The organism is Proteus sp. fly-1089 (assembly GCF_040138965.1).
GTDB classification, from domain to species: Bacteria; Pseudomonadota; Gammaproteobacteria; order Enterobacterales; family Enterobacteriaceae; genus Proteus; species Proteus vulgaris_B.
The window spans coordinates 214,623-233,920 of the sequence record NZ_JBEETS010000007.1 but is presented as its reverse complement, the minus strand read 5'-3'; the positions used below and the strand labels follow the sequence as shown (position 1 = coordinate 233,920).

The window sequence follows — 19,298 nt, the reverse complement described above, 5'->3', positions numbered from 1 at the left end:
AACACAAAGACACCTATTTTTAGTAGGTGTCTTTTTCTTTTATTTCCTAATAATTACAACTTAATGGAATACATTAATTGCACTGACTAAGTAATTAGTTTGTACTTTCATTTCACCTGAAATCATTGAAGCTTTAGAAACGTAGTTAGCATTTTCATGCGTAATCGATTCCAATTTTTCAACTGCACGGCCTAACTCCTTTAGTCCCGCACTTTGTTCGGATGAAGCAAGACTAATTTCACCAATTAAATCGGTCACATTTTTGACATGTACGACAATATCCTCCATCGTACTGACCGTCTCATTAACTTGTTTTGAACCAACTTTGATATTACTACTTGAAGCACTAATCAATTTTTTGATCTCTTTAGCTGCTTCTGCACTGCGTTGTGCTAACTCCCTCACTTCAGTCGCCACCACAGAAAAACCTCGTCCTTGTTCGCCTGCTCTAGCAGCTTCTACTGATGCATTCAATGCAAGGATATTGGTTTGAAAAGCAATGCTATCAATTACACCAATAATATTGCTGATCCGCTCTGAACTTTTCGCAATATCATTCATAGTATTGGCTATATTATCCATTGCATTGCCTCCCTTTATCGCCGCATCACAGGTGATATTAGAAAGGTTATTTGCCTGCCCCGCAGTTTCACTATTACTACTTACCGCTGTAGTAAGCTCATTCATCGTAGATGCTGTTGCTTCAACATTACTGGCTGTTTGTTCCGTTCTTACATATAAATCACGATTACCCGCGGCGAGTTGATCACAAGAAATATCGACTTGATGAATTTGATGACTTACATCATTCACTAACCAACGGAACATTCGGCCTAACTGATTAACTGAACGCTGAGTCATCCCGATTTCATCAATACGATTAAGGTAAGCAACGTTATGTTCGTCTCCTGTTGCAACTCGATTAGCATGTTTATTTAATTGAATGATGGGTTTAACTATTTGAAAATACAGAATGCGCTCATTTGCCATTAGTAATAATAGTAAAACAACAACATGCATCAAAAGAGCATAGCTGGATAGGCCAGAAAACCATGCGCTTAACAACATAAACGGTAGAGGGAATAGAATAAAAAGGCGAAGGCGTTTTTTTAATGAAATAGTTTGATTCCATGAGCGCCAACGTTGCCATCCCTTATAAACAAAAGCACCTTTTAAAAAGGTGTGAGAAGGATATTTACCTTGATTAAATGCATCATAAAGTGCTGAAGCTTGTGCTATTTCCTCTTTTAGTGCACAGGTTCTGACCGACATAAAACTTTGAATTTTACCTTGACGAATAATAGGCGTGATATTGGCCCTTACCCAATAGTGATCACCATTTTTACGTCTATTTTTAACGATCCCAGTCCAAACTTCGCCTTGTTTTAAGGTTCTCCACATATCCTTAAAAACATCTGAAGGGATATCAGGATGCCGGACAATATTATGGGGTTTTCCCACTAGTTCCTCTACTGAAAACCCACTGGCCTCGACGAAGTCCTCGTTGGCATAAATAATATTGCCATCAAGATCTGTCGTCGACATCAGTGTTGCGTTTTCAGATACCGGGTATTCTCGCTGTGTCACCGGTTGATTGTTACGCATTAGTTACTCTCCTCGACATTGAAATTAAAATATCTCAACAAAAAAACACTGCCTAAATAACTATCGTTTCGGCCATTGGGAGAATAACTTTAGCAATAAGTGTAAATACCTACCTTTAAATATTAATTTTTTGAATCAGTTCAAAATTTTTAATTATCTAGGCTGTTAATTAATGCCTGAGAACTTAACACTAATGTCTTCGCACATTCATCACGTTTCTTTAATAACGCCATAAAAATAAGATCTGTTATTGTATTTTGTGCAGTGCGAGATGAGATTGAAGCACTTCTCCACTCTCCATCATCCGCAATTGTTTCTAATATATAATCAGAAATTCTGCCTAATGGAGAGTGCTTTTCTCCTGTAATGGCAATAATTTTTGCTCCCTGTTTTTTAGCAACAGAGGCTGCCACCAACATGTCTTTTCGTTTTCCACTATAAGAAATAACTATTTGTAAGTCTTTTGAACTTAACATTTGAGCAACAGATATTTGGACATGATGATCCGTTTCAATAAGTGTCGTAATGCCGATTTTTTGTAATTTATAACTTAAATCTCTAGCCACCAACCCAGAACCACCAATACCTATAATTTGAACACGTTGGGCTTCATCAATAAGCTGGATCACCTTTTCAAAATGAAAATAATTAATTTGGCGAGTTGTATCACTAATAGAATTATTTTTTTCTTGCGCCAGTTTTTGTGCAATAACAACTAAACTATCATCAGAACCTATTTGATTATGTAATATGTTAGTATTTTGCCCTGTACCTGCATTTTTCCGGCCTAGCTCTTCACTTATTGCAAGTTTCAAAGATGGAAAACCTTTGAATCCTATTTTTTGACTAAACTTAACAATAGCAGACTGACTAACACCCGTAATTACAGCTAATTGCTGTGATGAAAGTGTCACCATTTTTTCAGGATTATCTAAAATATAATCTGCTATTTTACGCTGATTTGTAGCCATACCTGGCTTGATCCAAGCAATTTTTGTTAATGTTGGCATAATGACAATATCCACTTCGAGTACTATATCGTTATATATGGGATCATTCTTGATAAAGAGTTTGAAACCTAAAGCTATTTAGGTTTTCAGATAAAAATAAATAAAAAAAAGAACATAAACAATGAATTATAAAAAGTAATATTATTATTAAAATACTTACTTTTATAATAGGTTTATAATTATCTTTTTTATCTGCTTTTCTTCATTAACCACGATATTCTATAATACTTAATTTGTTTTTTTTCCAATTTTTAATAATAATTTATTCTTTTTGGTCAATAAGAGAATATAAATTCAATCTATATATATATTCAATAATATTGCGTTTTTAAACGCTTTTATTAAGTTATAACAATAAAAAAACACACTAAAAACATATATACAATAAAATTTTCTTTAATTACAACCAGTAAAGAGGAATAAATAATTCCTATTCGCGAGAATTATTTTTCACTTTAAAGTATAAATTTAGATAAATGAAAATGTTAAATAATCACGTTTATATAAAATGAGGTAGTTTTATTCCCACCTTATATAAAAGAGCACTTTAACATAAATACCCGTGATAACAGGCGATCATAGATCTCTCTTTCACTAGATTTATACTCTTTTTTTGATGGGTGTTGAGAACAATCATGTCAACCAAACTTAAAAAAGCATTATTTAAATCAAAATAATTAAGTTACTCATTGATTTATAGCTATTTATTCAATCCAAATCAAAGGAACACAGAGCGCTGTTAATAATCCCATTGAAATATTAAAAATAAACCAAGACCTTCTGCTTTGTAAAAATAAGCTGATTAAGGTTCCCCCTAAAATCCAAACAATGCCTGCAACAAAATTCACTATCACCATCACAATGCTCATCGCGATAATTGAGCTAAAATAGGCATCACCAGATAAACTAAAGCTCCCAACTGCCCCTAATCCCATCATCCACGCTTTAGGATTGAGAAATTGTAATAATCCACCTTGAAACCAACTTACTGCTTGTGGCGTTTTTGCAGGGATATCTAAACGTTGATAAGATGATGTCGCTGTTTTCCAAGCAAGCCAAAGTAAGTATGCACTCCCGATTATCTTTAATCCTATATGCAATGCAGGATAAATAATCAGTAATGCAGCCACACCAAATGCCGAGCTAAGTAAAACACATTGCATTCCCAGCATAATACCCGCCATAAGCTTTAATGAGCCTTTAAAACCGACATTAGCGCCTGATGAAGTAAGTAATAAGTTGTTGGGTCCAGGTGTGATAGCAGCAATAAACAAGAAAATAGTTAAAGAAAAAATAAGGCTAATTGTCATAGCGAGCGCTCAAAGATGTGACAGATGTTTTATTTTCACCGAAAATAGCAGTATGTTATTTAGCAAACAAGTGTTAATTCATTTTGATAGACGGAAAATATGTCTCAATACTTTAATCCAATGCGTTGGGCTAAAAATCCACATTTACAAACGCTTTTACCACGAATAGTGCGTAGAACACCACTATTAACGCCTTACTGGCAACGACTAAACCTTCCTGATAATGATTTTGTCGATTTGGCATGGAGTGAAGATCCTAAAATGGCTCTCGATAAGCCAAGGCTAGTTATCTTTCATGGTTTAGAAGGAAGCTTTAGCAGTCCTTATGTTCATGGCATGTTATCAGCAGCAAAAGAGAGAGGCTGGCTAAGTGTTGTGATGCATTTTAGAGGATGCAGTGGCGAACCCAATAGACAAAAACGCATCTATCACTCAGGTGAAACCGAAGATGCTCGCTACTTTTTAAATTGGCTAAAAAAGGAATTTGGTGAACAGCCAACAGCGGCTGTTGGCTACTCTCTTGGAGGTAACATGCTCGCTTATTACCTTGCTGAGAGTGGTGAAAATGCCGTTGTAGATGCAGCTGTTATTGTATCAGCACCATTAATGTTAGAGCCTTGTTCAGCTAAAATTGAGCATGGTTTTTCCCGTTTTTACCAATGGTATCTATTAAAAGGACTAAAAAATAACGCAACACGCAAGCTGATCCGCTATCCTGAATCATTGCCAATTAGTTTGTTGACAATAAAATCCATCAAAAAGCTACGCCAATTTGACGATCTGATTACCTCTAAAATTCATGGGTTCAAAGATGCCCTTGATTACTATCGTCAATGCAGTGCTTTGCCTTTATTAAATAAAATAAAGAAAACAACACTGATTATTCACGCTAAAGATGATCCTTTTATGTCTGCGGATGTTATTCCTGATATCACAACACTACCGAATAATATTGAATATCAACTTACTGAATTTGGCGGGCATGTGGGTTTTGTTAGTGGCAAGCTTTCTAAACCCGTGATGTGGCTTGAAAATCGGATACCTGACTGGTTGTCCGCTTATTTGGAGAAAACCAAATGATAATACCTTGGAACGAACTTTCCACTGAGACACTAGACAATCTTATTGAAAGTTTCGTTTTACGAGAAGGCACTGATTATGGTATCCAAGAGAAGACGCTAGAACAAAAAGTCGCCGACGTAAAAAAACAACTTAAATCCGGTGAAGCCGTGTTAGTTTGGTCAGAACTTCATGAAAGCGTCAATATTATGCCTGCATCGCAGTTTCGCTCTGATTGATCACCCAGAGCGCAATATCGCCACCAATAAGGGCTAACCTTATTTGCAAAAGGATAATCTATGTCAGTCAAACATCCTATCATCGCGGTTACTGGTTCAAGTGGAGCAGGAACGACTACCACGAGCCAAGCTTTTCGTAAGATATTCCAACAACTTAATGCACATTCTGCTTTAATTGATGGAGATAGTTTTCATCGCTATACTCGCCCTGAAATGGATATGGCGATAAGGAAAGCCAAAGAACAAGGGCGACATATTAGCTATTTTGGCCCTGAAGCAAATGATTTTAGCCTACTGAGTTCCACATTCAGCCACTATAGCGAAACAGGACAGGGCCAATCACGTAAATATTTACACTCTTATGATGAAGCGACGCCCTACAATCAATTACCAGGAACTTTTACACCATGGGAATCATTACCCAATAATACCGATGTACTCTTTTATGAAGGATTACACGGAGGTGTTGTCACTGATGAACATGATGTCGCACAGCATGTTGATTTATTAGTGGGTGTTGTCCCTATCGTTAACCTTGAGTGGATACAAAAACTTATCCGAGACACAACTGAACGGGGTCATTCACAAGAAGCCGTAAGAGATTCAGTGGTGCGCTCAATGGATGATTATATTAACTATATCATTCCGCAATTTTCGCGTACTCACATCAACTTTCAACGAGTCCCTACCGTCGATACATCAAACCCATTCTCAGCTAAAGCTATCCCAACTCTTGATGAAAGTTTTATTGTTATTCGCTTTAGAGGCTTAACTGATATTGATTTTCCTTATTTGCTGGCAATGTTGCATGGCTCATTTATGTCAACAATAAATACGATTGTGGTGCCTGGTGGAAAATTAGGATTAGCGATGGAATTAATTATGGCGCCATTAGTCAAAAAATTATTAAATGGCGAAAAGATCAGTTAACAAAAATAAACTCTATTTTTATAAAAATAATATCCCCTTATTTAAGGGATATTATTTCCTGATTAAAATTTATTTTAAAATATCAAATTTACTCAGTATCTTTTATTTCAAATGAATGTGTAATATTAGCTGCTTTTCCTAACATTAAAGAGACGGAACAATATTTTTCTGCAGATAATTGAACAGCTCGCTCAACAATTTTATCTGTGAGTTCTTTACCTGAAACAATAAAATGTAAATTGATATCAGTAAATAAACGAGGGGCTTCTTCGCGACGCTCTGATGTTAATTTTACTTCACAATCAGTGACTTGATGTCGCCCTTTGCGTAAAATACTAACGACATCAATCGCACTGCATCCCCCCGCAGCAATTAAGACCATTTCCATTGGGCTTGGTGCTTTATCGCCAGAGTTCCCATCCATCATTATTTGATGACCTGATGAAGACTCACCAACAAAAGATAAATCTTCAACCCACTTAACTCGTGCTTCCATTTATTTTCCCTCTAAACATGACAGAAACTAAAAGAGTACATTCTCATAATTCAACTAGCAATTAGCAAATAGGTTTATTATGCTGACTGCGTAAAACGAGACTTAATGCACTAATTGTGTTAAAAACAATATCTGCTTGATGATAGTGGTTAAGATCAATGCATTATTTTCTCATTTATTATAATCTACTCCATATTAACTTACCGTGTTCTCAGGAAGTTAATAGGTCAAGATAGGATTTTTAAGCACGCTGTCTCAAAAGGGAGTCCATCCGTTTTGAAAGGCTGCATTTAACGTACAGAGGATAACGCGAATGGTTCTCGGCAAGCCGCAAACAGACCCGACTCTTGAATGGTTTTTGTCACACTGCCATATTCACAAATATCCATCCAAGAGCACGCTGATCCACCAAGGTGAGAAAGCGGAAACACTTTATTATATTGTTAAAGGTTCCGTGGCTGTTCTTATTAAAGATGAAGAAGGGAAAGAAATGATCCTCTCCTACCTGAATCAGGGGGATTTCATCGGTGAACTTGGATTATTTGAAGAAGATCAAGAACGTAGTGCATGGGTTAGAGCAAAAACAGCCTGTGAAGTAGCAGAAATTTCCTATAAAAAATTCCGCCAATTAATTCAGGTTAACCCTGATATTCTGATGCGCCTGTCAGCTCAAATGGCGAACAGATTACAAACCACATCAGAAAAAGTAGGTAACCTTGCTTTCCTTGATGTAACAGGTCGTATTGCACAAACCTTACTAAACTTAGCAAAACAACCCGATGCTATGACGCATCCTGATGGCATGCAAATTAAAATTACACGTCAGGAAATCGGTCAAATCGTTGGTTGTTCACGCGAAACTGTAGGCCGTATTCTGAAAATGTTGGAAGATCAAAACCTGATCTCTGCACACGGTAAAACAATCGTCGTTTACGGGACTCGCTAAGTTTCCCCGCCCGAACAAACAATAGCCCGATACAAAGGGCTATTGATAAAAAGATCTGTATAAACCCCATTCTTGTGATGGGGTTTATAATAAGGACTATTCTTTTACAAACTCCGCAATAGCCGCTTTTAATGCTACCATTCCTTCTTGTAGCTCTTCTTGGGTAATAATTAATGATGGCGTAAAACGCATAACATCAGCGCCTGCATTTAACATCATTAAACCATGCTTTGCAGCTAATCCTAATAGTATTTTGGCTTTACCTTCATATTGTGGTGCGAGTTGTGCACCGATCAATAATCCTTGTCCACGGATTTGCGAAAAGACGTTGTAGGTTTGGTTTATTGCCGTGAGCTCATCTACAATCCATTGATAACGCTTTTCTACACCCTCAAGTACCTCAGGCGTATTAATTAAATCAAATGCGACATTGCCCACTGCACAAGCGAGTGGATTACCTCCATAAGTTGTACCATGAGTCCCTACACCCATTGCAGAAGCTATCTCATGTGTTGTTAACATCGCACTGAGAGGGAAACCACTTCCTAGTGCTTTTGCGGTTGTAATAATGTCTGGTATCACATCATAGTTCATATAAGCGAAAAGCTTACCTGTACGCCCCATACCTGTTTGTACTTCATCAAGAACAAGTAGTGCTTGATGCTTATCGCACAGCTCACGTAGCCCTCTCATAAACTCAGGTGTTGCCGCCGTTACGCCACCTTCACCTTGAACTGGTTCTAGTACAACGGCACAAGTGTGATCATCCATTACCGCTTTAACCGCATCTAAGTCATTAAAAGGAACGTGCACGATATCTGCAGGCTTAGGACCAAAACCATCTGCATATTTAGGCTGCCCACCGACAGATACTGTAAACAGAGTTCTGCCATGAAATGCATGATGAAAAGCAATAATTTTAGTTTTATAAGGACTATGGCGAGTGATGGCATAATGACGAGCCAATTTAAATGCGGCTTCATTCGCTTCTGCACCTGAATTAGCAAAAAAGACACGTTCCGCAAATGTGTTATCTATTAATTTTTGCGCTAAACGTAATGCAGGTTCATTAGTAAATATATTGCTAACATGCCAAAGCTGCTCACTTTGTTCTTTCAAGGCTTGATTAAGGCCAGGATGAGCATGCCCCAGTGCTAAAACAGCAATACCACCAGCAAAATCAATATACGATTTTCCCTGCTGATCCCAAACACGGCTACCCATTCCTTTGACAGGAATAAACTCTGCGGGTGAATAAATTGGCAACATTACTTGATCGTAAGTTGCCCGGTTGATACTTTGCTTTGTCATTACCCCACCTGATCGTTATTCATATTCAATATGAAAATATAATCACTAAATATGAATAAAAAATCAAATGTGGTTTTGTATAAAAAGGTGTTATTTCGCTATTTAAATACTATCCTATTAATATTTAAGAAAATTATTTAATAACTCATGCCCTTGTTCACTTAAAATACTTTCTGGGTGAAATTGAACCCCTTCAATTGGAAGTGTACGATGGCGAATTCCCATAATTTCATCAACATTTCCATCATGTTGGCTCCATGCCGTTACTTCAAAAGGCACTGGTAGCGTCGTAGCATCTATCACTAAAGAGTGATAGCGCGTTACACTTAAAGGGCGATTAAGTCCTTTAAAAACACCTTGTTGGTTATGATGTATCAATGAATTTTTACCATGCATAACTTCTCGTGCTCTGATAACAGATGCACCAAAAGCTTGTCCTATTGCTTGATGTCCAAGACAAACGCCAAGAATAGGGATTTCACCGGCAAACCGCTGTATAGCCTCAAGAGAGATCCCTGCTTCATCAGGAGTACAAGGTCCTGGCGAGATAACAAGATGTGCTGGCATCATCTTTTCTATCTCTTTAAGGTCAATCTCATCGTTACGCTTAACAACAACCTCAGCACCCAATTCACAGAAATACTGATAGAGGTTGTAGGTAAACGAGTCGTAATTATCAATAAGTAACAGCATATTAGCCTATCCGACTGATTTTCTTATCATTATCTATTTTATTACTATTTTAAAGCGAGTGTATATTTGCCAAAATAGCTCGTTGTTTAACCGACTTGGGTACAACAAAGCCGATTATCATAGCACAGGTATAAAATATGAATAGTAAGCAAGAAAATCTGCTGATTTATTGCGCAATAACAATAATGACGGTAATTGATGATGAATACAGTGATTAATAGTGTAATGAATACTTATTGCAGGAGATCACACGAAAAAACAGACGATAAAAAATATTTTTTTCGTACTAAAAATCCCGGAATGAATACTTCCATTCCGGTTTATATGCATTTTATCTTATTAGAATACGTAAATATCCTATCCTAATAATGCGTTTATTCTTTTACGACTTCAGCAGATAAAATAGTAACCGTTTTTACTGGCACATTTTGGTAAGGACCGATATTGCGGGTTTGTGCTTGTGAAATTTTATCAACCACATCCATACCCTTTACAACTTTACCAAATACGGCATAACCAAAATCACGTTGCCCGTGATCTAAAAAGGCATTATCAGCCACATTAATAAAGAATTGGCTGGTTGCACTATCTTTATCCGACGTACGTGCCATAGCAATAGAGCCTTTTACATTACGTAACCCATTATCTGCTTCATTTTTAATAGGTGCTCTGGTTTGCTTTTGTTGCAAATCAGCGGTGAAACCACCGCCTTGAACCATAAAACCGGGGATAACACGATGAAAAATTGTGCCGTTATAGTATCCATCTTCGACATACTGAATAAAATTTTTCGTTGTTATTGGGGCTTTTTTATTATCCAGTGATATTTCAATATTGCCTTCAGAGGTGACTAATTTAACGAAGGTTTCTCCCGTTGCCATTGCAAAAGTCGCTGTTGTTAAAGTGCAAGCGGTAACGAAGGTGACAAGAAAACGTTTTAACATGCAGGGATCCTTTACTTTAATAGTCTACAACTTACTTAATATGCAGGGATTCTAATTCGCTGAGGTAAATAGTGCCAATCATTTACCTTTATTTACGCTTAATAAGTCTAATTACGTCATAACAGAGTAAATTTTAATTTTTAAGCTCTGTTATAAGTCATTAAATTGCGCCAAAATAGAGCAAATAGATATTTTAGATATTCTTTCTCACGCAGAATTGAAATGAGTATGCATGAGAAGCCGCATTATTTCAGAGAGGTTTATACCATAATGGCCCAATTTAATTACCAAAAAGCACATTTCATCATCAGTGCGCCTGATATCCGCCATTTACCACCAGATACAGGGATTGAAATTGCCTTTGCGGGTCGCTCTAATGCCGGTAAATCCAGTGCTTTAAATGCATTAACCCAACAAAATGGGTTAGCAAGAACCAGTAAAACCCCAGGTCGTACTCAATTAATCAATCTGTTCCAAATTGAAGAGGGTTTACGCTTAGTCGATTTACCTGGCTACGGTTATGCTCAAGTTCCTGAAGAAATGAAGCGCAAATGGCAACGTTCTTTAGGCGAGTACTTACAAAAAAGAGAGTGCTTAAAAGGTGTGGTTATTTTAATGGATATTCGTCATCCACTAAAAGACCTCGATATGCAAATGATTGACTGGGCTGTTGAGTCTGAACTTCCTACACTCGTCTTACTGACTAAAGCCGATAAACTGGCATCTGGTGCCCGTAAACAACAATTGATGAGTGTACGTGATGCACTAGCAAGTAAAGTCGGTGATATTCGTATCGAATATTTTTCATCATTGAAAAAAATTGGTATTGATAAGCTACGTAACACACTTAATGAATGGTACTCAGGCAAAGAAGAAGCGCCTGTAAATGACAATAACGTTTAATCTCTTCTTTTTCCTATCCAGAAACTGACTATTCTTTTATTGATTAGGGGAAAATTACCTTTCCCCTTTCACTTCTAGCATAAACCACTTCAGCAAATTTTAGGCAAAAAAATGCCCCAGTCGAAATAAAGTCGACTGGGGCAGCTAATATTCAGCTAAATCCGATTACGTGAAGTAAAAGGTCTGAAAGATAGAACATCTTACCTCTGTACCCTACGAGAGATAATGTACTCTATTTTATTGGTTAATAAAAGCCCTTTTGTAATTTTTTTTCACATGCAGACACGATTCAGCTACGTCTTTATGTATTCAAACCATAAATAAATGTAGTTTAATTACATAATTATGAGACTTTAATCACCTAGATGAATATGATTAAAATTAGAACAAATCACACAAAAGGTGCGGTTTCTCCTTAATGATTTTGTGATACGCTTACCGCGAGACCGTAGTAAATATGTAATTAGCGATAAAATGAGGTATCCATGGCTGTATTAACGCTGCTGCGTTTTCCCGATGAGCGTCTGCGCAGAGTTGCAGTACCAGTGGAAAAAGTAGATAACGAAATACGCACATTAATCGATGACATGATTGAAACCATGTACGCAGAACGAGGTATTGGCTTAGCGGCACCTCAGGTTAATGTATCTAAACGCATTGTTGTTATTGATGTTTCTGAAAACCGAGATCAACCGATTGCCCTAATCAATCCTGAAATTATCAGCACTGAAGATGAAGTGATGGATATGATGGATGGGTGTCTATCTATTCCTGATTCTTTTGCCCCAACAGAGCGTTACCGCTTCTTAAAGGTGAAAGCATTAGATAGAAATGGTGATGAAATTGAACTTGAAGCCTCCGATTTGTTTGCAGGCTGTATTCAACATGAGTTAGACCATCTTGATGGCAAACTCTTTATTGACCATTTGTCTCCGTTAAAACGCCAACGTATTGAGAAAAAACAGAAGAAATTAAGCAAGCTGATCGATTCACAAGTTGCTTAATTATTCACTTATCTCTTTTTCACATTTTGATAAGTTTTGACATAAAAAAGCTCGGCAATTAACCGAGCTTTTCTTTTTCCTACCTTAATACAGATAAATTCTCGCTGTTTTTCTTGCCATCACTTATACAATAAATATAAATCTTATTAGCACATCAATTGAGGTAAAAATGGAAAATAGTCAATTTATGGATTTATGTGAACAACTCAAAGCAGCTGGTGCAACAAACCCAAAATCATGGGCAAATAGTGAATTACAAGAAAATATTCCACAGTTTGCACGCTTCCTTGTGTTAAAAGGACTCACCGATATCTATCGTGATGTTGAGGAAAATATCAGTGAAATGGATATTTACTCTGATGAGGCCACCGAGATATATCAAAAACTAGCGTCCCAATTTGATAAACAAGAACTTAAAGAATTACTCCATGCCTATGGTAAATCAATTATTGGTAAGGTAATTGATATGCTTGATGAAGGCTATCTTTATAGTGTTAATGGCAACGTAGGTTGGTCTTTGATGGAACTTGATGACACAGGCACAACAACAGGCAGGCTAATCCAAGGTTTGCACGAAGATTTTATTGAATTTGAAGAATCAGAGCTTACTCCTGACACTAAAGCTTAAACAAGAAAAGGCACAATTCTGTGCCCTTTCTATTAAAGAATAATATTAAAAATTAATGTGCTTCATCCCAGTTATTACCCACACCCACTTCGACTTTTAATGGAATAGCTAATTCCATACTACCTTCCATCAATTTGTGGATCATGGTGTTTGCTTTCTCTAAATAAGATCCTCGCACTTCAAACACTAATTCATCGTGTACTTGCATGATCATATGCACATCATCAGGGCATTCATTACAAATCCAATGATCTACGGCAATCATTGCTTTTTTGATGATATCAGCAGCAGTACCTTGCATTGGTGCATTAATAGCCTCACGTTCTGAAGCTTTACGACGAATTGCATTCTTTGAATTAATTTCAGGTAAATAGAGGCGACGACCATCCAACGTTTCAACATAGCCTTGCTCAGAAGCTTGTTTACGAGTGCGCTCCATATAATCCAATACGCCAGGATAGCGCTCAAAATAGAGATCCATATAACGTTGAGCTTCTCTTCTCTCAACACCAATTTGTTGAGATAAGCCAAATGCGCTCATGCCATAAATAAGACCAAAGTTGATCGCTTTCGCACTACGACGTTGTTCAGAGGTCACTTCCTCTAAAGGTATGCCAAACACTTCAGATGCGGTTGCACGGTGAATATCTTTACCTTGAGCAAAAGCATCTAACAAACCTTTATCTTGCGATAAATGCGCCATTATCCGCAACTCAATCTGTGAATAGTCGGCTGCAACAATTTTAAATCCTTCACGTGCAATAAAGGCTTGGCGTATACGGCGCCCTTCTTCATTTCTCACTGGAATATTTTGAAGATTAGGATCTCGTGATGACAAACGACCGGTTGCCGTCACAGCTTGATGATAAGAAGTATGTACACGCTTTGTCTTACTATTCACCATTAATGGTAATTTATCAGTATAGGTAGATTTTAGTTTCGCAAGTCCGCGATGTTCTAAAATTAAACGTGGTAACTCATGGCTATGCGCTAACTCTTCTAATACTTCTTCATTCGTCGATGGTGCCCCTTTCGGGGTTTTCTTGATAACAGGTAATTGCAGTTTATCAAATAAGATTTCTTGTAACTGTTTAGGTGAAGAGAGATTAAATTCTTGGCCAGCTAGTGCAAACGTTTCTTTTTCAATTTCAGCTAAACGTTGTGTGATTTCTTGAGATTGAACGGCTAAAACTTGAGCATCAATTAATACTCCTTTGCGTTCCATTCTAGAAAGCACAGGTACTAATGGCATCTCAATATCGCGGTAAACATGTTTAAGCGGTTCAATAGCTTCTATTTGAGGATACAGCGCTTGATGGAGTAATAAAGTGATATCGGCATCTTCAGCTGCATATAGCGTTGCTTGTTCAACCTCAATTTGATTGAAAGTTAGTTGCCCTTTACCTTTACCCGCAATTTCTTCAAACGTGGTAGTTTTATGGTTTAAATGTTTTTCAGCTAGTGTATCCATATCATGACGATTACTAACACTATTTAGCACATAAGATTCCAACATCGTATCAAAATGGATACCGTTTAACTCGATGCCTTCATTTTCCATAATGCCACGGTCAAATTTCAAGTTTTGCCCAATCTTTAAGATATTTTTATCTTCTAAAATAGGCTTTAATGCTGCAAGAACATCATCCACAGGAAGTTGGTCTGGTGCATCTAAATACTCATGACGTAACGGGATATAAGCCGCTTTACCTGGCTCTATCGCAAACGACATTCCAATTAAACGCGCATCAATATTATTTAAGCTGTCAGTTTCTGTATCAAATGCAAATGCTGGGGCTTTTTTAAGAAGCTCAACCCAGTGCGCTAAGCTTTCGTGCGTTAATATCGCCTCATAATTCTCTTGTGTGATCACAGGAAAATTAGCCGATATAGATGCTTCTTTGGGTTTTGCGACGTCAGAGCTATAAGGCACCGCAACTTTATGAGTGCTACGTTGTGCTAACCAGCCACCATTTTGCAGATCACTTATCCAGCGTTTAAATTCATAACGCGTGAACATCTCTAATAATTGATCTAAATTTGGCTCATTAACCACTAAATCATCAAACGTTTTATCGAGCTCAACATCCGTTTTAATCGTTGCCAGCTTATAAGAAAGTTTTGCCACTTTCTCATGCTCTGCCATTTTAGCGCCAAGTGTTTTAGCGCCACGGAAACTCAACGTTGCGATATTATCAAGCTGTTGATAAATATCGTTTAAACTACCAATACCTTGTAAAAGCCCTAATGCAGTTTTCTCACCGACACCAGGGACTCCTGGAATGTTATCTGATGAATCCCCCATTAATGCAAGGAAATCAATAATCAGTTCAGGAGGGACGCCATATTTTTCTTTAACTTCATCGGGACCTAAAATAACGTTGGTCATAGTGTTAATAAGCGTGATCTTTGGCGTCACTAACTGTGCCATATCTTTATCACCTGTGCTTATTAGGACATCACGTCCGTCAGCAGCAGCTTTTAGTGCCAGTGTTCCAATGACATCGTCTGCTTCCACACCTGAAATAGATAACAAAGGTAAGCCCATTGCTTGTACCATTTCATGTAAAGGTGCTATTTGTTCGCGTAGATCATCCGGCATTGGAGGACGGTTAGATTTATATTCCTCATACAATTCATCACGGAATGTTTTACCTTTAGCGTCAAACACAACCGCAACATGGCTTGGTTTATACTGTATTATCAAACTACGTAACATGTTCAACACGCCATACATCGCACCAGTTGGTTCACCTTGACTATTAGTTAGCGGTGGAAAAGCATGATAGGCGCGATAAAGATATGAGGAGCCATCTACAAGGATAAAGGGGTTTTCTGCTATCTGGACCATAATCTGTTCATCATTGTTCTGAGGTTCGTTGATATGACTAGAATGCCACATCACAGCCCAATAGACGAATATTACCTGTTCTTAAATGTGGAAATTCGGCGTAAAAGGTCAATTATTTATTGTTAACAGAATTTAACCGAAAAGAATAAGTGCTAATGATAACTTAATATTAATTAAAACAAATTTTAATCAAAAGCCCTTTCTATTAATCTATTCTTAATTAAAAATAAAGGCTAAAAATCACATTGACAACTTTGTTTAAAAACGATTTAGGATAGCGTCATTGATTCATCATTAATATTAACGTTCATATTAGTGTCACTTTTTTCCCATTAAGATTTCAACTATCCAACAAACCTCACAACAACCTGTGGATAACTCTGTGAGTAGTTTTTTAATTCTCTCTATATTAATAAGTTACCTTTCTTTTTACTTTATTAACACAATTAAAAAATCAATCACTTAGCGAATTTATTAAGATATTATAATTTAATAAAAACATTTTTCATTAATGTGGATAGTTATATTATGACAAATTTATGAAAGCAAAAAAAATAGCACTCTTATTTACTGAGTGCTATTTTCCATATAAAAACTATATATTTTTACTTAATCCATATAAGAAAGAATTAAGCCTATACTATTTTTTTAACAATAATTGATTCACAATATCAGAATATGTTTTCGCATATTCTTCTGGTGATTTAGCACTAATACCATCATTTTTCATCTTGTATTTACCACCAACGATCATAGCTGGCACGCCATTAATTTGGAAATCAGCGACAGCATTTTGTTGTTGGCTCACTAAGGAATTAACGACGAAGCTATTCATTGCTGCATCATAGTCTTCGCCTTTAACACCAGCATTAATAAAAGTATTGCGGATATCATCAACAGAACGAATAGATTGAGTTTCTTGGATACCTTTAAATAAAGCAGGAGAAACTTGATCTTCAACACCTAATGCCATTGCCACAGCCCAAGAACGGGTCAAGTCCTTGCCTAAAGGCCCTAAAAAATCAACATGATAGCGAACCATATTGGTATTTTCTGGTACGTTCTTTTCAACAGTGCTATTGACTTTATAGACTTCAGAAAACTGGTAACAATGTGGGCAATAAAAAGAGAAAAACTCAACAACGTCCGGCGCTGCATTGACAGTTTTGGAAAGATTAGTATATTGTTTTCCTTCAGAAATATCTGCAGCAGATACACTGAATGCTAACACCATACTTGCTAACGCCAACCAAATCTTTTTCATGTTTCATCGTCTCCTAAGAATTAATACATTGGGCTAAGTTGTAAAGGAGGCTCATTTAATTGCTCCACTTGTCCCTTGAATAAGGCTAATTGTTTAAACCAAAAATCTTGTTCTTGAAACCAAATAAAAGCTCTTGGAAAGGCCGGATCATTCCAGCGCTTTAATACCCATGCAAGATAATGCACCATTCTCATCGCTCTTAGCGGTTCAATTAATGACAATTCTCGTAAATCAAAATCTTGGTATTCATAATAAGACTCAAGGATTGTATCTAATTGTATAATTTGCTCTTGCTTTGAACCATTTAATAACATCCAAAAGTCTTGTACTGCGGCTCCCATCCGAGAGTCATCAAAATCAACCATTACAACTTCATCACGCCACAATATATTACCGGGATGGCAATCCCCATGTAGTCGTAATATTTGCCATGTGGAGTCTTCTATTCGGGGACTCACTTCATGAATAAGTTTATCAATCACCTCAATAAACTGAGACCTAAGGTTATTAGGAATTAATGCACTATTTTCAAATTCTAATTTTGGTGCCATCAGATATTCTGCAATAGAAAGGGTTGGGCGATACTGATAACTCTTTTTTCTACCTATTTGATGAATGCGCCCTAATGTGCGTCCTACTTCTTCTAGTTGAAATAAGTTATCCGTTTCATATGCCCTTCCACCAATACTAGGAAATAATGCAAAATAAAACCCGTCATCAGAAAGATGGACTGTCTCATTATGAATGATTAAAGGGGCTGCAACTGATACTTGAGCTTCCTTTAGTGCTAAAACAAATTCATGTTCTTCTTTTATTTGCTCATATGACCAACGCTGAGGGCGATAAAATTTCACCACATAACGCTGTCTATGTTCATCCATAAATTGAAAAACACGATTTTCATAACTATTTAATTCAGTTAACCCTGATTCAGGATAAAAACCGATTTTAACTAATGCATCCCAAATGTTATCAGGTGAAAGTCCCTGAAAATTAAATGAGGCAGATATTTCCATTTTCTATCCTGAACTTAATCTTTAATTACACCGCGGGCGCGTAAAATAGCGGTTTTAAAATCTTCTTCGTAATCTTTTTTTAGTCCTGGTATAACATCTGTTGGTGCTGAATCTCGCATTTTCAGATGGTAAATCAAAATATCATCAGTCAGATCAGATAATTGACCTTTAAAACCCGCTTCATTAGCCAGTTTCTGCAATAATTGAATTAAGTTTAAATCAGAATTCTCTTCCCAAACTGGATGCAGTAATTCCATAACTTCATTAAGACGGTGACATTTCATACAAAAAATCCTTATTATTAATGACAACAACAAAGTACCAATTATTATCTGATAGAAAAAGGAAACCTCTGTCAATATGCGTAAAGATTACGCTTTTTTGATAAAAATTGCTGTTGCTTTATATGAAATCTCACTAAGTCGAGACTTTTTATTAGTATATCGTCTTTGCTTGATAAAAATCGTTCGTAAATTTTAGCCAATTCATTCACAAATATTGAATATGAAAAAGAAGAATATTACAGGTGGCATACTCGCTGGAGGCCAAGCAACTCGAATGGGCGGCGCGGATAAAGGGCTACAAATTCTGCATGGACAACCTTTATACCTCCACATTGCCCAAAAACTAGCTCCCCAAGTTGATGGCATATTGATTAGTGCTAATCGAAATCTAGAGCAATATCGCCAAAGCCAATATCCTGTTATTACTGATGAAATAGAAGGATTTTCCGGCCCCTTGGCCGGTATGCTGACACTATTAAAGCAAGCATCCACACCTTGGGTTGCCTTTGTGCCTTGTGATGTGCCTTATTTTCCACTCAATTTAGTTGAGACACTCTATGAACAAAAAGGAGAATCTTTGGCTGTTTATGTTGATGATGGTGAAAGAGAGCACCCTACACTAGCACTATTGAATCGTAGCATTATTCCTATGCTAGAAGCCTATTTAGCACAAGGTGATCGAAAATTAATGCTGTTTATGAAACAGATAAATGCACACCCCGTTTTATTTGCTGATCAAGCCAGTGCTTTTATTAACTTAAACACCCCTGACGATATTGCAAAAGCCAACCAATTAAAAAAATAG

20 protein-coding genes are annotated in these 19,298 nt (G+C 36.9%); 8 read left to right on the top strand and 12 right to left on the bottom strand.

Annotated features, from left to right (window positions below; translation table 11 throughout):
* Positions 1–60: 60 nt before the first annotated feature.
* The 3 genes from ABN080_RS15375 to ABN080_RS15365 form a co-directional block, all read right to left on the bottom strand.
* Positions 61–1,605 (bottom strand): methyl-accepting chemotaxis protein, encoded by a 1,545-nt coding sequence (locus tag ABN080_RS15375; protein WP_349441455.1) that lies wholly within the window; start codon positions 1,603–1,605, stop codon positions 61–63.
* 149 nt (positions 1,606–1,754) lie between these two features.
* The gene (locus tag ABN080_RS15370) at positions 1,755–2,615 is read right to left on the bottom strand and encodes an SIS domain-containing protein (protein WP_349441453.1); all 861 of its coding nucleotides are present in this window, start codon (positions 2,613–2,615) and stop codon (positions 1,755–1,757) included.
* Between the two features lie 704 nt (positions 2,616–3,319).
* On the bottom strand, positions 3,320–3,925 hold the full coding sequence (locus ABN080_RS15365) for a LysE family translocator (protein ID WP_072068772.1): 606 nt from the start codon (positions 3,923–3,925) through the stop codon (positions 3,320–3,322).
* A 99-nt stretch (positions 3,926–4,024) separates the two neighbouring features.
* Between ABN080_RS15365 and ABN080_RS15360 the strand changes: the two genes are divergently transcribed.
* The 3 genes from ABN080_RS15360 to ABN080_RS15350 are packed head-to-tail and all read left to right on the top strand — an operon-like array spanning position 4,025 to position 6,153.
* Complete coding sequence (locus ABN080_RS15360) at positions 4,025–5,005, top strand: hydrolase (RefSeq protein ID WP_072068773.1); 981 nt, start codon at positions 4,025–4,027, stop codon at positions 5,003–5,005.
* A complete protein-coding gene (locus ABN080_RS15355; protein WP_036933921.1) occupies positions 5,002–5,223 on the top strand; it encodes a YheU family protein in 222 nt (73 codons plus the stop codon). The genes ABN080_RS15360 and ABN080_RS15355 overlap by 4 nt, the downstream gene beginning before the upstream one ends.
* Before the next feature lie 60 nt (positions 5,224–5,283).
* Positions 5,284–6,153 carry a phosphoribulokinase gene (locus ABN080_RS15350; protein ID WP_072068774.1) on the top strand — a complete coding sequence of 290 codons (870 nt, stop codon included), beginning with the start codon at positions 5,284–5,286 and terminating at the stop codon, positions 6,151–6,153.
* A gap of 88 nt (positions 6,154–6,241) precedes the next feature.
* On the opposite strand, the gene ABN080_RS15345 is transcribed toward ABN080_RS15350, so the two are convergent.
* Positions 6,242–6,649, bottom strand: a complete 408-nt coding sequence (locus ABN080_RS15345; RefSeq protein ID WP_197269801.1) for an OsmC family protein — start codon at positions 6,647–6,649, stop codon at positions 6,242–6,244.
* A 313-nt stretch (positions 6,650–6,962) separates the two neighbouring features.
* Here ABN080_RS15345 and crp point away from each other — a divergent pair, with 313 nt between their 5' ends.
* Positions 6,963–7,595 (top strand): cAMP-activated global transcriptional regulator CRP, encoded by a 633-nt coding sequence (gene crp, locus ABN080_RS15340; RefSeq protein ID WP_004246872.1) that lies wholly within the window; start codon positions 6,963–6,965, stop codon positions 7,593–7,595.
* A gap of 96 nt (positions 7,596–7,691) precedes the next feature.
* On the opposite strand, the gene argD is transcribed toward crp, so the two are convergent.
* The 3 genes from argD to ppiA all read right to left on the bottom strand — a co-directional run bounded on the left by argD (position 7,692) and on the right by ppiA (position 10,543).
* Positions 7,692–8,906 carry a bifunctional acetylornithine/succinyldiaminopimelate transaminase gene (gene argD, locus ABN080_RS15335; protein ID WP_349441451.1) on the bottom strand — a complete coding sequence of 405 codons (1,215 nt, stop codon included), beginning with the start codon at positions 8,904–8,906 and terminating at the stop codon, positions 7,692–7,694.
* A gap of 117 nt (positions 8,907–9,023) precedes the next feature.
* Positions 9,024–9,599, bottom strand: a complete 576-nt coding sequence (locus ABN080_RS15330) for an aminodeoxychorismate synthase component II (RefSeq protein ID WP_196554357.1) — start codon at positions 9,597–9,599, stop codon at positions 9,024–9,026.
* A gap of 374 nt (positions 9,600–9,973) precedes the next feature.
* The gene (gene ppiA / locus ABN080_RS15325) at positions 9,974–10,543 is read right to left on the bottom strand and encodes a peptidylprolyl isomerase A (RefSeq protein WP_349441449.1); all 570 of its coding nucleotides are present in this window, start codon (positions 10,541–10,543) and stop codon (positions 9,974–9,976) included.
* Positions 10,544–10,813: 270 nt separating this feature from the next.
* On the opposite strand from ppiA, the gene yihA reads away from it, so the two are divergent.
* Positions 10,814–11,446, top strand: a complete 633-nt coding sequence (gene yihA / locus ABN080_RS15320; RefSeq protein WP_109408929.1) for a ribosome biogenesis GTP-binding protein YihA/YsxC — start codon at positions 10,814–10,816, stop codon at positions 11,444–11,446.
* A 151-nt stretch (positions 11,447–11,597) separates the two neighbouring features.
* On the opposite strand, the gene spfP is transcribed toward yihA, so the two are convergent.
* Positions 11,598–11,645: a small protein SpfP gene (gene spfP, locus ABN080_RS18275; RefSeq protein ID WP_438361642.1), complete on the bottom strand. Its 48-nt coding sequence runs from the start codon at positions 11,643–11,645 to the stop codon at positions 11,598–11,600.
* Positions 11,646–11,931: 286 nt separating this feature from the next.
* Between spfP and def the strand changes: the two genes are divergently transcribed.
* Together def and ABN080_RS15310 are read left to right on the top strand one after the other, a co-directional pair.
* Entirely contained in the window at positions 11,932–12,450 is a 519-nt protein-coding gene (gene def, locus ABN080_RS15315) for a peptide deformylase (protein ID WP_072068779.1), read from the top strand.
* 169 nt (positions 12,451–12,619) lie between these two features.
* The gene (locus tag ABN080_RS15310; RefSeq protein ID WP_349441447.1) at positions 12,620–13,078 is read left to right on the top strand and encodes a hypothetical protein; all 459 of its coding nucleotides are present in this window, start codon (positions 12,620–12,622) and stop codon (positions 13,076–13,078) included.
* A gap of 52 nt (positions 13,079–13,130) precedes the next feature.
* Here the strand turns inward: ABN080_RS15310 and polA are convergent, their stop codons facing one another.
* From polA to ABN080_RS15290, 4 genes are all read right to left on the bottom strand, one after another.
* Complete coding sequence (polA, locus tag ABN080_RS15305; protein WP_349441445.1) at positions 13,131–15,929, bottom strand: DNA polymerase I; 2,799 nt, start codon at positions 15,927–15,929, stop codon at positions 13,131–13,133.
* A 640-nt stretch (positions 15,930–16,569) separates the two neighbouring features.
* Positions 16,570–17,193, bottom strand: coding sequence for a thiol:disulfide interchange protein DsbA (gene dsbA / locus ABN080_RS15300; RefSeq protein WP_072068781.1), 624 nt, complete (start codon positions 17,191–17,193; stop codon positions 16,570–16,572).
* Between the two features lie 20 nt (positions 17,194–17,213).
* Entirely contained in the window at positions 17,214–18,209 is a 996-nt protein-coding gene (locus ABN080_RS15295) for a serine/threonine protein kinase (protein WP_196554360.1), read from the bottom strand.
* A 14-nt stretch (positions 18,210–18,223) separates the two neighbouring features.
* The gene (locus tag ABN080_RS15290; RefSeq protein ID WP_196554361.1) at positions 18,224–18,493 is read right to left on the bottom strand and encodes a YihD family protein; all 270 of its coding nucleotides are present in this window, start codon (positions 18,491–18,493) and stop codon (positions 18,224–18,226) included.
* 220 nt (positions 18,494–18,713) lie between these two features.
* On the opposite strand from ABN080_RS15290, the gene mobA reads away from it, so the two are divergent.
* A complete protein-coding gene (gene mobA, locus ABN080_RS15285) occupies positions 18,714–19,298 on the top strand; it encodes a molybdenum cofactor guanylyltransferase MobA (RefSeq protein WP_196554362.1) in 585 nt (194 codons plus the stop codon).